Source organism: Salinimicrobium sp. 3283s (assembly GCF_039602225.1).
GTDB lineage: Bacteria > Bacteroidota > Bacteroidia > Flavobacteriales > Flavobacteriaceae > Salinimicrobium > Salinimicrobium profundisediminis.
The window spans coordinates 1645112-1660859 of sequence record NZ_CP143631.1 but is presented as its reverse complement, the minus strand read 5'-3'; the positions used below and the strand labels follow the sequence as shown (position 1 = coordinate 1660859).

Sequence of the window (15748 nt, the reverse complement as noted above, 5' to 3'; positions counted from 1 at the left end):
TTATTCTCCTGTTTGTTTAAAGCCATTGATCATGGCGTATTTATTTTTTCTGTAAGCCTCGGTTATTTGTTCCATTATGGCTTTTTTAAATATTATGCCCAGCAATCCTAAAGCTGCCAAAACTATGGTGGCAACTTCAAAGGAAACAAATTTATTCAGCACCCAAAATATGAGTATGGGCATAATAAGTAAGGGCAGGCCTACCAGCCATTGTGCCGCTCCTGTTCCCTGATAGTTCATAAAAGGGCTTTTTTCAAGGTCTATTCTTTTCCTGTTAAAAGATCCGGCAAATAAGAGTACCGGCACATTGATCCCAATATTGTAAATGGCGCATACAATATTGATTACCAGTATTTTATATCCAAAAAACACATAAGGAGTGGTTAAAATAGTCAAAATCACAATGCTGAAGATGATAAGTGCTGCCTTGGCATTGAGGTACTGCTTAAGCGGAATATTTTGGGCCATCATCATAGAATAATACGAAGAATCCCAGGCAGGAATGAACTGCCCGAAGTTGATCATAAAGATGCCGGTCATAAAGATGCCGACAAAAACGAACACCGAAGGCAAATCCTGATAGGTGTCCTGCGGATAAAAGATCATGCCGTAGCCCATGATGAGCAGCGAAATAAATATGAGGGTTTTGGGCCTCTTATTGCGCCAGATTAGCTTAAGGTCAAGCTGAAGGAAAGGTGCTATACCTCCAAAGCGGCGAAGCCATGCAAAATCCTGTGACTTTGCCTCGGTTACTTTAGCCTTGAGCGATTCATCAAGGTAGAACCTGCTTTTAAGAACCTTCTGGTTCCATTTAAAAAGAGCAAAGGCAAGCAGGAGTGGCAGGAGTGCCAAAAATGGCATTTCGAGCACATAGTTTAGTCCGCTCGCAAAAACTTCAGTGATACTAAAAATATCAAATCTCTCAAGGCCATAAAGTGCAAGAGCGATAATAAGATAAGGAAGCAGCGCCTTGAGGTCATCTGCAAACTTCTTTTTCAGAAGAAAATTGAGATAATTTATGCACAAGATAAGCCCAATTACAGCCACCGCCCAGGCCGTTATGGAAAGAACCGAATATTCAGTCTTATATCCTGTAAAGACCGCAAACGGAACAAACAACAATAGCGGCAAAAAGTTGAAAAAAGAAAACAGGGAGCGGAATAACACGTAATTTACCACCTTAGACTTGAGAATGGGTAAGGACAGTAATGGTTTTATGGTCATTACCGGAAGCGTTTGCAGCATAAAGCGCATTAGCAGTTCCAGTGCGAGATAGACCAGTAGAAACCTATTAACTATTTGCAGTGGCTCCTGTTCCGGGAAAGCTTCCTTGAGCAAAGGGTACAGGCCAATCCCCAGCGTGAGGAACACCAGTGAGAAATAAATCGCGATAAAGGCCATGAATATCTTGAGCCCCATACTCCTGCCAAAGCTGGCCGAGCGGTAAAAAGCCTTCCATTGAAGAGAAATAAACCTTTGATACATTGTATTACTTTACCTTACAAGTAATGAAATTTACGATTTTGTTACAGAAATAAATTCTCATACTTTGTATTTTTGTCGGCAAATACCCAAAAAATGAGCAAATTCTTTCCGTTAAAGATTAAAAATATAATCAGGGAAACAGCAGAGGCAGTGAGTCTCGAATTTGAAATACCACAGGAATTAAAAACCGAATTTTCCTTTAAAGCAGGACAATACGTTACACTTAAAACCACTATAGAAGGAAAAGAAGTTCGTAGAGCCTATTCCCTTTGTACTCCGCCTACAGATGATACCTTCAAGGTTACTGTAAAAGAAGTGAAAAGCGGAACTTTCTCGGTACTGGCCAATAACAAATTAAAAGCCGGAGATGTACTGGAAGTGCATCCTCCCGAAGGTAAATTTATCTTTGAACCGGTACAGGATGGCCACCCTCACACCTATGCAGCTTTTGCAGCCGGGAGCGGGATAACTCCTGTATTGTCTATTCTAAAAACAGTACTACAGCAAGAGAAACACAGCCGTTTTGTACTTGTGTACGGTAACCGCACTCCAGACGAAACCATCTTTTTTAAAGAACTACTGCAGCTACAGGCAGCGCACCCCGACAGGCTTTTTATCGAGTTTGTTTACAGCAGGTGTAACGAAGAAAACTGCCACTACGGAAGGATTGATGAAGGCACGGTGAATTACGTGCTGAAAAACAGGTTTAAGGATACCAATTTTACCCGCTTCTATCTTTGTGGGCCTGAAGAAATGATCAATAAAGTTTCTGAAGTCCTCCTGAAGAACAACATCACAAAAGAGCAGGTTCTTTTTGAACTCTTTAATACTGAAGTTGAAGGAGAAATTAAGTCTAATCTTGAGGGGGAAACCCAGCTCACCATAAAAGTTGATGAAGAGGAGGTAACCCTGAGTATGCCCAAGAATAAGACTGTTTTACAAATGGCGCTAGACAATGATATCGATGTGCCCTACTCCTGCCAGGGCGGAATTTGCAGCAGCTGCGTTGCCCGAATTGTAGAAGGAACCGCCGAAATGGAAAAAAATTCCATTTTAGTAGATAGCGAGATCGAAGAAGGCCTTGTGCTAACCTGCCAGGCACATCCCACTTCAAGCACGTTGAAAGTGGATTATGATGATGTCTAGAGAGATTAAAGAGACACTATCCACCTACATTTGCGCCACTATATTGAGATCACAGCACATTAAGTTAAAGATCTGTCCAGGTGAACATACCCGCCATCCACGAATAAAAACTGTCCTGTGGTATGAGCAGATTTCTCAGACAAAATAAAGGCAGCCAGATCGGCAATCTCCTCAACACTAGTCATACGTTTGCCTAAAGGGATTTTTGATGTAATACTTTTCAACTTACTCCCGGGATCATCAAAAGAACTCAGCCAGTTTTTATACAAAGGGGTGAAAGCTTCTGCCGGTAAAATAGCATTCACCCTTATTTTAAAGGGCAAAAGCTCGGCAGCCCACTCTCTTGTAAGCGCTAATTGTGCACCTTTAGCAGCGGCATAACCCGAGGTGTTACCCTGGCCTGTGAGAGCTACCTTTGAACTAATGTTAATAATGTTACCCTTAGATTCTTTTAGATGAGGCAGGCAATAATGTGCCATTTCATAATAGTGATTCAAATTATTGAATACTGATTTAGAAAAGCTCTCTGGATTACCATTTTCAAGACCTACACCATCATTTGCGCCAGCGTTATTCACCAGTGCATCTATTTTTCCATATTTCTCTTTTACAGCTAGTACCAGTTCTTTGCAAGTACCATCAATATTGAGATCTCCCTGCAAGAAGTATGCTTTTTGACCTATATTTATTAATTCAGACTCCAGCAACTTTCCAGATTTCGCATTTCTTCCTATAAATACAGGAATTGCTCCTTCCTGTGCCACACACCTGGAAATTGCTCCTCCAATTCCCTGCATCCCACCGGTTATCAATATAACTTTATTTGTAAGGCCTAAGTCCATATTTATTTCTGGTTTACTGTTATTACACTTAGCTCTCCAATAGAAATAGCACCACTATTATCTGTGCTTCTTACACCTTTAAGTTTAATGTACCTTGCTTCAACAGGCTCAAAACCTACCTTTTGCTCAATAGGGTTGTTACGAATGTTGCCAAATTCACCTGAAGCTGCTTGGTCCCAGTTTTGATTGTCTTTACTCACTTTAAAAATATAATCTGAAATAGTTCCAAATGACCATCTATCCTGCGAAGGGTGATAAGTAAAACCCTTCAGAAGGTAATCCCTGCCCAAATCAATCACCACTTCCTGTGGTAACTCCTCATTTTTTGTTGATGCCCACCAGGTACTCTTATCTTCATCAATAATTTTGAAAACTTCTTTGGTGTCACCAGAAGTCGCGCTTATAACTTTCCAGTTGGTCTTCGGAATATCAAAATTTACAGTTCTTAATTCACTGTACCTTCCGCTTAGAGGATCATAGGCCACTGCTTTTACAGTAACCGGCTCTTCTCCGTCAATACCTCCTTTGTACCTGTAAGAATCCTGGTTTGGTTCAGTCCCGTCTAGAGTATAATAGATATGCACGTTTTCATCGGGAACCTGCAGGGTAATCACTCCGTTTTTTGACCTGGAAACTTCAGGAGCTACCAACAATGCGGGAGCATTATACACTTCAATATTCGATATTAAAGGACTGGCTTTGGAATCCAGAATATTTAGTCTTAGAGCAGATGCTTTGATTAGGTCAAACCTCAAAATTCTTTTATAGCCTATGGTTGTTTGGCGATCTATTTCATGCCATTCCCCATTAACAAGGCCTTCTATAGTGAAAGATTTTACCCTCTGTCCAAGAGGAATATACTCCTGTACCAGGAATCTATTAAAAACAACATCTTTACCAAAATCTAACGTAAGAGAACTTTTAATTTCGTTTTTACCAGGAGACCAATAGGTTTCCTTATTACCGTCTACGGTGTTTTTTGCAGAAAATTTTGAATCATTATTTCTTAATTTACTTGCACTCACTTCTATATTCTGAGCCAGATTATTTTTAAAATCCTCATCCAGTTTTTCTCTCAGCTTCATTAACTGCTTTATATCATTCCCATGAATAAGCCCTCTCCTGTCTACCGGAATGTTTAACAGCAGGGAAGCATTTCTTCCAACAGACTCGTAATAGATATCGAGCAAATGCGGGAGAGATTTTACCAGGTGATCTTCCTGCGGGTGATAATACCAGCCCGGCCTTATTGAAACATCGGCCTCTCCGGGCACCCAGTGAGTTCCATCGGCATGCCCGTACTGCAATTCTTTATGTTTGCCCGATCCTGCATATACTTCGGCTTTACGAATTAGAGACCAATTTGTTTTACCCGCTACACCTTCTTCATTCCCTATCCATCTAATGTCGGGACCATTATCTCCAAAAATTACAGCATCCGGCTGATGCTTTCTAATTATTGAATATACCTTATCCCACTGATAGTAACTTCTGTGATCTATTTTCCGATTCTCATTGGCACCTCCGTAATAACCCGTACCACCGTTAGCACCATCAAACCAAACTTCGAAAAGAGGACCATAATTGGTCATTAGTTCTTCCAATTGTCTATGAAAAACCTTCACATATTCTTCCCTGCCATATTCGGCATGGTTTCTATCCCAGGGGGAAAGATAAACACCAAACCCAAGATCAAATTCTTCACAAGCTTTTGCAAGTTCTTTTACGAGATCTCCCTCACCATTTTTCCATGGAGAATTTTTCACAGAATGTTCTGTCGTTTCTGAAGGCCAGAGACAAAACCCGTCATGATGTTTTGCAGTAATTATTATTCCCTTCATACCAGCCTCCTTTGCCACTTTTACCCACTGCCGCACATCTAATTCTGTGGGATTAAATTGTTCAGGTGATTCCCCTCCTTCTCCCCATTCGCGGTTTGTAAAGGTGTTCATATTGAAATGAATAAAAGCATAATATTCCATTTCCTGCCAGTTTAACTGACGTTGGGAAGGAAGGGGCCCCACAGGGTCGGCGATCTCCTGTGCCTGTAAAAGATTAAAAAACAAAAAGAAATAACCTATAAGACTCATGCGATGTAGTATATTCATGTTTAAATAAGTTTTACAACCTTCTTTTCTTTTGAAGAATGCTATTTTTTTATTTGAAGTTTAGCGTTAAGCCGCACTTTCTTTCCTGCAGGTAAGTCAACTTCAACCTCTCTTTCCGCATATACAATCTTCTGAAGACTGTTTTTATTCGCCTTTAGAATTAACTCCTTTAACTTCCCGTTTTCCCATATAATATCAACCTCAATATTTCCCCTTGCCTTTAATCCTGAAATACTCCCCTCTTTCCAGGCTTCGGGAAGCGCAGGAAGTATCCTCAAAAATCCTTCGTGTGACTGAAGCAGCATTTCGGCAATTCCTGCTGTAAACCCAAAATTCCCGTCTATTTGAAAAGGAGGGTGCAAATCGAATAGATTCTTTGCCAGGGATATCTGCATGAATTTATTTACATTACTTTTTGCTGATTCTCCATCTAGTAAGCGTGCATCAAAGTTAATCATCCACGCCCGACTCCAGCCGGTACCGGCACCACCATGTTTCAATCTAAAATCAATAGAATTTCTTGCTGCAGCAAAAGCTTTTCGAGTTGCGGGGGTAATATCATCGCCTGGGTGAAGTGCATATAGGTGAGAAAGATGTCTATGCCCCTTTTCTGTTTCTTCATAGGCTTCATTCCACTCTAGCAGTCGATTATCTGGCCCCACCACAATTCCGGGAAAAAGTGACTTATTTTTCTCCCGAACCTCTGCGATAAAATCATCTTCAATATTTAATATCTCTGCGGCTGCCAATACATTGTCAAATACCTCACCTATAATTTGATGGCCCATAGCACTACCAAATGAAACTGCCGCTCTTTTCCCTTCTTCATTTATATAAGAGTTTTCGGGTGAGGTTTCTGGAAATGAAACCCACTTCTTAGATTTTTTATCCCATACCAGCCAGTCCAGATAAAATTCTGCAAAAGACTTAATGGCAGGATATGCCCGCTCCTCCAAAAATTCCCTGTCGTGGGTAAAGTTATAATGTTCCCAGTAATGTTGAGCCAACCAGCCCCCGCCATGAATCCAGCTGCCCCAGTAAGGTTGTTCTGCCCGCATGTAAGCCGAAGCCCAAAGATCTGTCGCCTGATGCGCCACAGCCCCTCTCTCTATGCCATACTGTTCCCTGGCGGTAATTCGGCCTCTCTCAATAAGCCTATCGGTAAAATCGAATAATGGCTGATGAAACTCACTTAAATTAGTCACCTCAGCAGGCCAGTAATTCATTTGTAGATTAACATTAAGGTGGTAATCGGCATTCCACGGTGCCGCAAGATGGTCATTCCACAAACCCTGGAGGTTTGCAGGATTGGTACCGGGTCTTGAGGATGAAATAAGAAGATATCTTCCAAATTGAAAAAGATCTGATACCAGATCCAAATCTTCTTCCCCTTTGGCTAAGTTTTGCAGCCGACGATCTGTTGGTAATTTGCTGCTTTTATTCTTACCCAGTTGAAATTGAACCCTGTTGAAATACTTTTGATGATCCTGCACATGTCTTTCGTAAAGTTTCTCATATCCTACTCCCGATAAACGATCTAAAACTTCCCTGTTTCTATTTTGAAAATCTTTAGTATAAAATGAAGTATTTGCCACAAGTTTAATTGTGGCTTTTTTCACCCCCTGTAATATAAGGGTTCCATCTTTTGGTATCACTGTGCCCCCTTCATGATCTGTTTTCAATACAGTTTCAAATTGGACCCCATAATCTAAGGGTGCTGGTTGGGAATGTACCCTCCCACCGTATTGTGTCACCACTCCATTCATTGCAATCTCAGATGAATGAGGATTGCTTATTTGCACTGTGGAATGCCCCTCATCTTCCGGGCGATCTAACCGCAAAGTCAAATTCATCCCCTTTTCTGAATTGGTACCTAATTCAATTACAAGTAAATCATCTGGTGCGCTGGTAAATACCTTTTGATAATATGCTGAGCCCTCTGAAGTGTAACTGATCACCACCTCAGCCGTATTTAGATTTAAAAGACGCTTATAATTTTCTACAGACCCACGCTCGTGAAAATTGATGTACAGATCCCCTAAAGTTTGGTGAGATCGAACTATACCCTTATATGAAAACCGTTCTACAATCTCTTTATCTGCCTTTTCAATCTGGCCCTCTTCAATGAGCTCTCGAATATATTTGAGATCTTCAGGATTGCCTTTAGCATTCCCCCAGTCAGGCCCTCCCGGCCACATAGAATCTTCATTTAACTGAATCCTTTCATTTTTTGGATCTCCAAAGACCATGGCTCCTATTCTACCATTTCCTACAGGTAATGCCTCCAACCACTCGCTTGCGGGGGCATCATACCACAGTATATGCTCGGGAATTGAATCTGTTACGTTCTGAGCGTTTGCTTCTTTTATAGATAACCAGAAGCTTAGAATTGCCAAAACAGAAAAAATAAACTTTTTCGTCATAAATGATAGAATTTTTCTGCATTTATACCCATCAGCTTTTCAAGAAAAATATCTCCCCGCTCCCTGCAATAGTCCTTAATAATTCCCACAGTATCACTATAGCTTCCTGCAGCGAGACATACCGGCTAATCGGATCCATACATCAGTCTGTTCTCACCAAAAGCTTTGCTTACTACTTCAAAAAAAGAGCTGAAATCGTTCTTTGTACACTTAAAATTCCCTGTCTCGGTTAAAAATCCTGAGATTTTACAATAGACATTCTTATGACTACTTAATACTCTGATATTCTCTACCCATTCATTCGAGAGACCTTTAGCTATTTGAGGTTTACCCATATGATCCAATACAAAAAGCTGGCGCAGGAAATTCCTTTACAAGCTGGATAACTTCCGGCAATTGATGTTACAGTACAAGTAGATCGAAAGTACTCCAGGTTTTTCTTTTCCTGCTTCACCAAATCTTATTAGTTTATTTAAAATATTTTAGTAATTATCTATTTTGAATGTCCATGCATCATGGGAGGGTAATTCATTATATTTAATTCCACTGGTGTTAATAAACATTTTACTGTTTTTGTAGCTCCAGTCAAGTTCTCTTTCAAGACCGAGCATTTTCACTGTAGCTCCTGGTTTTGGCTTTGGAATATTTAGTTGTAAAGAATCCTCGGGCCATTCAAAACTAATTGCATACAGGGAGTTGTTCTTTTTAGTGTAAGCAATGTGTGTTTTTAATGAAGTGTATTGTCCCTGTAACCCTGGCTGAATCTTTTCCTGATCTAAGTAGAAAGCATCACCAGGAATAATTTCTTTCTCACCTCCTTTACTGCTCCAGGATAGTGTAACCTTTGCATTCTGCTTCTTTTCTCTGTAATTCAATACCAGTTTATAAGGTTTCCCGGCCTTTAAATCAACTACTGCATTTTCTGAGTAGCTGGTATTTGCATTCATTACTTCAGCCTCTTTATCTGGAGCTGTGTAATTGTTATTTATAATTGTTCTTTCATCAAGCTCCAGAATTGCTTCATCATCTGCATCTAATTCAATGTTATATTTGCCATTTTTGGGAGCAACAAGATAGCCTTCCCACCTCACGGAAAAATCATCTTCTCTAATTCCTTTTAATGGAGAGTTACGTACCCAATTAAAATTGATCACCTCATCTACCCTGGAAATTTGCACCTCTTTCTCTTCTTCAGTAATATCAAATGCTTCTGCTCCATAAATTGCCTCGCCGTTTATTTCGAGCCAGTTTCCTAGTTGTACAAGTCGCTCCTGCTGTATTAATGGAATTTGACCATCGGCTCCAGGACCAACATTCAAGATCATTCCTCCTCCATTAGCTACAGCCTGAACAAATTTCTCAACAAGTTCCTTAGAGGTTCCATATGCCTCCAGGTCTTCATTTCGGTTGAGTCCAAAAGAACGTCCTATACCCCTAACTTCAGCCCATGGCCTGGAGGTTTCTTTGATTCCTGCACTATACTCAGGGGTAAGAAAACCCACATCGAGTCCGCTTCCCCACCGGTTGTTTACAATTGCCTCATCTCCAACAAGATTATAATACCAGTTAATAAGCTCTGCAGAGTGCCATTGTTTGGCAGAATTATACCATTCTCCATCCGCAAAAATTAACGAAGGTTTATACGTGCTTACAAGCTCCTTGAATTGAGGTATCATGTAAGTTTCCACATAAGTGTTTATGCTGTCGTGAGGATCACTGTACCACCTATGCAGTGGGTGATTCCATTCTGGTAAAGAATAATATAACCCCATTTTAAGTCCCGAATCTCTAACTGCTTCTGTAACTTCTCCAACTATGTCTCTTTTGGGACCTGTATCTACACTATTCCAGTTACGGTTATATTTACTTGGCCAGAGGGCGTACCCATCATGATGTTTAGAGACTAAAACAACATATTTAGCTCCCGCTCTTTTAAATAAATCTGCCCATTCTTCAGGATCAAATAGCTCGGCCTTAAATTCATTGGTAAGATCATTATAGGTAAAGTCGCTTCCATAGGTCTTTTTTAAAAAATTAGTACGTAAGCTGTCGTTCATTTGTAAACCACGCAGGTACCATTCAGAATAACTTTCCTTTCCTCCATAAGCCGGAACCGAATACAATCCCCAGTGAATAAAAATGCCTAGTTTGGCATCCTGAAACCAGTTGGGGAAACTTCTCTCTTCAATTGCCCTTTTTGCCTCTTCATGTGTTGTTTGAGCTATAACTGAGCTAAAAAATAATAAGCTTAAAAAAGTAAATATTCTTTTCATTTATCCATTAAATTTAATAAATCCTCCATTTATAGGGAAATTTGTACCGGTGATAAGAGAAGCTTCATCAGAACATAATTAAACTGTTAAGCCGGCCACCCATCGGGATTTCCCATTCTTCCCAGAGGTTAAGTTTTAGAAAGTTTATATTTTGAAAAGCAACAGCTACATTGTCATTAGGAGATATAATTACAGCTTTTTCCAAAAAAGATTATAATAAGTTAAAAATATCATTTCAAAGATAAGCTCCATAAAAACGAAATATGTGAACAATATTTACAATGTGTTGAACAATATTTGCACATCCTTCTTTTTTTAATTTCATTTATATAAAAAATTGGCGAGAGCCGTGATTTTAATCAATGAAACTTCAATTTTTACATAAATATCTTACCCGAAATATTAAATTTTCTGTTCATGAGGCCAGGGAATTCCTCAAACTATGGCATTACCACCCTGAGCTGGAACTGGTGTATATTGTTGAAGGAGAAGGCACATTGTATGCTGGCGATTTTATAGGGGATTACAAAAAAGATGATATTTTTATTCTGGGACAAAATGTACCTCATATGTTCTATAGTAAATATTCAAATGAAAATACTAAAATTTCAAAAGCTTATGTTTTTCATATTAATGAATCCTTTTTAAGCAGAAATAGTAAAGACTTGCCTGAATTTTCTTTTTTAAAACAAATTGTTACAATAAGCAAAAGGGGTGTTCTATTCCGACAGCCGGAAAATATTCACATTCGGCAAATATTGGACAACATTGACAGTGAATCTCATTCCGAGAATGCTCTTAATGTTCTTAACATTTTACTGAAATTATCCAGGTATAAAACCTATACGAGCCTCGGAAGTTTAACCTGGTTGAATTATTATAAAATTTCAGAAAAAAGAGTGAATGATGCAGTTGAATATATCATGCTGCATTTTAAAGAAGATATTACCCTAGGCAAGGTAGCAGAAAGATCTGGTATGAATAAATCTGCTTTTTGTAGATATTTTAAAAAGAGTACCGGCAAACCGTTTATTACCTTCTTGAATGAGTTTCGAATAAATTACTCCTGTAAATTATTACTTGAGACATCTCCCGTAAAAACAATTTCTGAAGTTTCGTACCTGTCAGGATTTAACAGCCTCTCTTATTTTAATAGAACCTTTAAAAAAATCAACAAGGTCTCCCCTAGCCAGTATCAAGCTATGAAGAGCAACGCCTTATATCAGGAATAAATCAGAGAAGAATCATATGATTTTAATAAATACTCAAGAGTAAAAGGAAGTTACTTCTTCTGAAAACTTCTTATCATTTCTCTCACCCTCCCATGAGCAGATCCAAAGACCTAAATCATCTTACGGGCTACATCAATATTCTTTATTATAAGTCCTCTCCTTTCAATCAGTTTCTCTTCACCCTCGAATTAACCAATGAGCTTCTGGAGGAGATCAATAAAGATTAGTTTTCGCTTTCAAGCTTTTCTACTGTCTCTTCGTAGTTCTCTTCCTGTTCTTCTTCTTCCTTCTTGATCTTTTTACCTAAATAAACCAATTGGTATCCGCTGTTAATTTCCACTTCTGAACTGTGGGATGGGATAATCCTTAATTCGCCGGTATCGGTCTTTACAAAAAGCGGAATAATGTCGGGATCGGTTTTAGAAATTTCCAGTAAACCTTCATAATGCGCCCTGCTGTTGAGTACTACCTCATGAATGGTGGGATAGCTTCTGGCCACTTCAGTTAATTTAATATAATCATCGGTGTGAGAAAATAATCCTTCGGAAGGATTTGTCTCCGGATCATTCATTTCATCCGAAGAAATAAGCCTGAAAGAGCCCTTTTCCCCATACTGGTTGGTAAACTTGTTTATCGCAGTTTTATTGATATCACTGTTCCCGGTCATAGCCATGAGGTAACCAACATCATTGAGCTCAACATTGTTGAAAAGATCGTCTTCATAAACACTACCTGCAATAGCATCAAGGCCCAGATCCTTCGCCTTCATTACGTTATCACCATTGTTATCCATCAGCACCACATGCCTATTATTGTCTTGCAGGTATTTACCAATAAGCCTTGAAACAGAAGATGCGCCAATAATGAGAATTCCCTCTGCGTCTTTTACAAAAACACCTACCAGTTTAGCAAAGATGCGCGCCGTGGTGGCATTGAGCAGTACAGAGAGTAATACTACCATAAAGACCAGCGGAGTGATATATTCGGCTCCCGGAACTCCTTCCCTGGCCAGTTTAAGCCCAAAAAGGGAAGCAATACCGGCCGCAACAATACCACGGGGGCCAACCCAGCTGATAAAGGCAATCTCATTGGCTTTAAGATTAGAACCCAGGGAACTAAGAATAACCCCAATAGGCCGTACAATGAACACGACTGCCCCAAACAACATAGCCGCTTTCCAGTTGTAAATAAGTAATAGGTCAGAGATTTCGATATTTGCTGCAAGGAGAATGAATAGGATCGAAATGAGCAGTACGCTCAGAGACTCTTTAAAATAAAGCAGTTCCTTGATGTTTGGCAGGTTTTTGTTACCCATAACCATTCCCATAACCACTACTGCTAAAAGTCCGCTTTCATGGGCAAATGTATCGGCAAGTACAAATACCCCAAGTACCGTGGCCAGGGTGAAAACATTAAGCAGGTAGTGAGGTATTACGTTCCGCTTTATAAGCAGGGCCAGGATATGAGCAAAGGTGAAACCAAAGGTGAAACCAAATAGAATGATCTTCCCGAATTCTGTAAGCGCTGTAATAGTAAAATCCTGCCCACCTTCAACGCGAATAAATTCATACATCAAAACGGCAATCAGTGCGCCAATAGGATCTATCAAAATTCCTTCCCATTTCAGGATGGAGGAAACATGAGTTTTAAGAGGAATATTCCGAAGAATAGGTGCAATAACCGTAGGTCCTGTAACTATGATAAGGGACGAAAACAGGAAAGATATTTGCCACGAGAACCCGTATATAAAATGTGCTGCAAGCCCGGCGCCAAAAAAGGTAACTACAACCCCCACACTTATCAGCTTCACGATAACGGGACCAATATTTCCCACCTCGCCACGCCTTAAGGTAAGTCCTCCTTCAAAAAGAATGACCGCAATAGCCAGAGATACGAAATAAAATAAGCTCTCTCCGGGAAATACGCCTTCTTCCCCATTCCAAATAGGCTCGAGCCACTTTGTTCCGTCATGGGAAATTAGTGTGGAAAAAGGGCCTACAAAAAGGCCTATAAGTATAAGCGGAAGAATTGCCGGTGTCTTTGTTTTCCAGGCAACCCACTGCGCCAGTATTCCCAGGATAACTAAGCCTGCTAGTTCTAACATGTGTTATTTACTTTTGTATAGAAATTAGCCATAAAGTTAACTTTTTATGCGTTAACTGCAGAATCTCTGTGATTCAGTACGTTTTGTTTCTTCGGAAGAAGCTAAGGAAAAATAATAATACGGCTCTTGTCAAAGAAATATTTTTCCAGTTTGGCAGGAATACCGCTTAGTACATTCTGAAAGGATTTTGACCCTTTTCTGGCCGAAACCAGCACCACAATATCCTCTTCCTGCATGTCCCTGCCCAAAATGAGAAAATCGTTCCACTCCTTGAAGATCTTATAGGTCACAGGAGAATCGCTCTTCATTTTTTTAAACTGCTCTGAAATTGCCATTTTTGACACCTCGTTGCAATAGATCACCACCGGGACACTAAGCTCTTTAGAGAGCACTTCTATCTTGCTTACCCATAAAGAGAAACCTTCTTCCTCTTCGGCAAGTGCCGGTACAACTAAAAACAACCGCTTATGGGTGGCAAGTGGCCTGCTAAAGTGAGTAATAAAGGAAGTTTTATTGTTGGCAGCAATAATGCGCTCCATCTTTTTGCCAATAAGTTTATCGATAAGCACTTTTTCTGAAGGCCATCCAAAAATGACAAGATCGGCAATGATTTCCCTTGCCTTTCTGGCAATTCCATGCGCAACATTGTGATCTATGGTAGCATGTATGGTAACTTCAGCTTCGGCGGCAGATGCCTGTGAAACAAAATCTTCAAGTTTATTGGTAGCACGGGCAATATTAATTTCTGCTTCGGCATTATTGGGCACTACCGAAAGTATAGAAATGGGATTGGGAGACGCCTTATCCTTGATCAGGATTGCGAACTCAAGCAACTTGTCAAAATTCAGAATATTGGCAATAGGCAGTAAGATGGTTTCATTTTTAAAAGCTTCGGCGTTTTTTACCTCTTTTGAGAGATCTTTATCAGATTCAGCTTTCAGTTTACCTGCCGCCCTTTGTGTGGCAAGAGTGGCAACTATAGAGGTGGCCAGGATGAGGATAATTGTACCGTTTAAAATATTTTCATCTATGATCCCTGCGTTGAAACCCACAATGATCACGGCAAGGGTCGCCGCAGCATGCCCGCTGCTCAACCCAAAAATGACCTTTCTCTGAGCCGCCGAATATTTGAAGGTGATTTGAGTGAGGAAGGAGGCAAGCCACTTTCCTAAAACAGCTACTACCGTTAGGGTCCCTGCCACCAATAGCGCCATAGGTCCACTAAAGATTACACTAATATCTACCAGCATCCCTACACTTATCAGGAAAAAAGGGATGAACAGGGAATTCCCGATGAATTCTACCCTGTTCATAAGTGCCGAAGAATGGGGGATTAGCCTGTTTAGGGCCAAACCTGCAAGAAAGGCTCCTATAATGGGTTCCACTCCCGCCAGTTCGGCTAGAAACGCCGATATAAACACGACAGTAAGCACAAATATGTAGTGGGAATGCTTTTCATTTTCCATGCTTGTAAAGAACCATTTGGCTATTCGGGGTACAAGAAAGAACATAATGACCGAAAAAATTGCGAGGGAGATCCCCAGCCGTTGCCAAAATGCAGCATTGAGGGTGCCTTCATGGTTTCCCATAATTATTGCAAGTACAATAAGTACCGCAGTATCTGTAAGTATAGTTCCACCTACAGTGATCGCCACAGCTTCGTTCTTTGATACCTTCAGTTTACTCACTATGGGATATGTGAGCAGGGTGTGGGTAGCAAACATACTGGCCGTTAAAAAACTGGCGTTGAAATCGTAATTCAGAAGAAAATAACAAACAGGGAAGCCTATTCCCAGGGGAATGCTAAACGTGAAAAATCCGAAGAGAAAACTTTTATTCCGGTTTGCTTTAAACTGGTTCATGTCGAGTTCAAGACCCGCAATAAACATGATGTAAAGCAAGCCTATGGTAGAAAATAGATCTATAGCAGCACTTTGTTCCAGGATTCCTACACCATAGGGGCCAATAACAATCCCTGAAACAATAAGGATGATGATCCCGGGAATATTCAGGCGCCGTAATACAATGGGAGAAATGAGGATTATAAGCAGGATAAGCGAAAAAACCAGCACCGGATTGGATAGCGGCAATTCAAATTCATGTTTCAGCAACTCGAGGAATTCTTTCATATATTT

General features: G+C 40.2%; 10 protein-coding genes and 1 pseudogene. 3 read left to right on the top strand and 8 right to left on the bottom strand.

The features are described from left to right. Entirely contained in the window at positions 1-1485 is a 1485-nt protein-coding gene (locus VS868_RS07225; protein WP_266070150.1) for a DUF5687 family protein, read from the bottom strand. 93 nt (positions 1486-1578) lie between these two features. On the opposite strand from VS868_RS07225, the gene VS868_RS07220 reads away from it, so the two are divergent. After that, complete coding sequence (locus tag VS868_RS07220; protein WP_345599702.1) at positions 1579-2631, top strand: ferredoxin--NADP reductase; 1053 nt, start codon at positions 1579-1581, stop codon at positions 2629-2631. Positions 2632-2690: 59 nt separating this feature from the next. Here the strand turns inward: VS868_RS07220 and VS868_RS07215 are convergent, their stop codons facing one another. The 5 genes and pseudogenes from VS868_RS07215 to VS868_RS07195 all read right to left on the bottom strand — a co-directional run. After that, positions 2691-3473, bottom strand: coding sequence for an SDR family oxidoreductase (locus tag VS868_RS07215; protein ID WP_266070152.1), 783 nt, complete (start codon positions 3471-3473; stop codon positions 2691-2693). Positions 3474-3475: 2 nt separating this feature from the next. Beyond that, positions 3476-5581: an alpha-L-fucosidase gene (locus tag VS868_RS07210; protein WP_266070153.1), complete on the bottom strand. Its 2106-nt coding sequence runs from the start codon at positions 5579-5581 to the stop codon at positions 3476-3478. 41 nt (positions 5582-5622) lie between these two features. Then, positions 5623-8004, bottom strand: a complete 2382-nt coding sequence (locus tag VS868_RS07205; protein ID WP_266070154.1) for a glycoside hydrolase family 95 protein — start codon at positions 8002-8004, stop codon at positions 5623-5625. A 482-nt stretch (positions 8005-8486) separates the two neighbouring features. After that, positions 8487-10277: an alpha-L-fucosidase gene (locus VS868_RS07200; RefSeq protein WP_345599701.1), complete on the bottom strand. Its 1791-nt coding sequence runs from the start codon at positions 10275-10277 to the stop codon at positions 8487-8489. Next, a pseudogene (locus VS868_RS07195) lies at positions 10278-10423 on the bottom strand (SDR family oxidoreductase); the annotation flags it as partial. A 216-nt stretch (positions 10424-10639) separates the two neighbouring features. Between VS868_RS07195 and VS868_RS07190 the strand changes: the two are divergent. Beyond that, positions 10640-11509, top strand: coding sequence for an AraC family transcriptional regulator (locus VS868_RS07190; protein ID WP_345599700.1), 870 nt, complete (start codon positions 10640-10642; stop codon positions 11507-11509). Positions 11510-11601: 92 nt separating this feature from the next. Further along, positions 11602-11736, top strand: a complete 135-nt coding sequence (locus tag VS868_RS07185; protein ID WP_345599699.1) for a hypothetical protein — start codon at positions 11602-11604, stop codon at positions 11734-11736. Here the strand turns inward: VS868_RS07185 and VS868_RS07180 are convergent. Both VS868_RS07180 and VS868_RS07175 read right to left on the bottom strand, forming a co-directional pair. Continuing rightward, positions 11733-13613 carry a sodium:proton antiporter gene (locus VS868_RS07180; RefSeq protein WP_345599698.1) on the bottom strand — a complete coding sequence of 627 codons (1881 nt, stop codon included), beginning with the start codon at positions 13611-13613 and terminating at the stop codon, positions 11733-11735. The genes VS868_RS07185 and VS868_RS07180 overlap by 4 nt on opposite strands. A gap of 101 nt (positions 13614-13714) precedes the next feature. Then, positions 13715-15742, bottom strand: a complete 2028-nt coding sequence (locus VS868_RS07175) for a cation:proton antiporter (RefSeq protein WP_345599696.1) — start codon at positions 15740-15742, stop codon at positions 13715-13717. Positions 15743-15748: the final 6 nt, after the last annotated feature.

Excerpts from the sequence above, each read along its gene's own strand:
- VS868_RS07225 (WP_266070150.1), bottom strand. The coding sequence starts at position 1,485 with ATGTATCAAAGGTTTATTTCTCTTCAATGGAAGGCTTTTTACCGCTCG.
- VS868_RS07220 (WP_345599702.1), top strand. The coding sequence starts at position 1,579 with ATGAGCAAATTCTTTCCGTTAAAGATTAAAAATATAATCAGGGAAACA.
- VS868_RS07215 (WP_266070152.1), bottom strand. The coding sequence starts at position 3,473 with ATGGACTTAGGCCTTACAAATAAAGTTATATTGATAACCGGTGGGATG.
- VS868_RS07210 (WP_266070153.1), bottom strand. The coding sequence starts at position 5,581 with ATGAATATACTACATCGCATGAGTCTTATAGGTTATTTCTTTTTGTTT.
- VS868_RS07205 (WP_266070154.1), bottom strand. The coding sequence starts at position 8,004 with ATGACGAAAAAGTTTATTTTTTCTGTTTTGGCAATTCTAAGCTTCTGG.
- VS868_RS07200 (WP_345599701.1), bottom strand. The coding sequence starts at position 10,277 with ATGAAAAGAATATTTACTTTTTTAAGCTTATTATTTTTTAGCTCAGTT.
- VS868_RS07190 (WP_345599700.1), top strand. The coding sequence starts at position 10,640 with ATGAAACTTCAATTTTTACATAAATATCTTACCCGAAATATTAAATTT.
- VS868_RS07185 (WP_345599699.1), top strand. The coding sequence starts at position 11,602 with ATGAGCAGATCCAAAGACCTAAATCATCTTACGGGCTACATCAATATT.
- VS868_RS07180 (WP_345599698.1), bottom strand. The coding sequence starts at position 13,613 with ATGTTAGAACTAGCAGGCTTAGTTATCCTGGGAATACTGGCGCAGTGG.
- VS868_RS07175 (WP_345599696.1), bottom strand. The coding sequence starts at position 15,742 with ATGAAAGAATTCCTCGAGTTGCTGAAACATGAATTTGAATTGCCGCTA.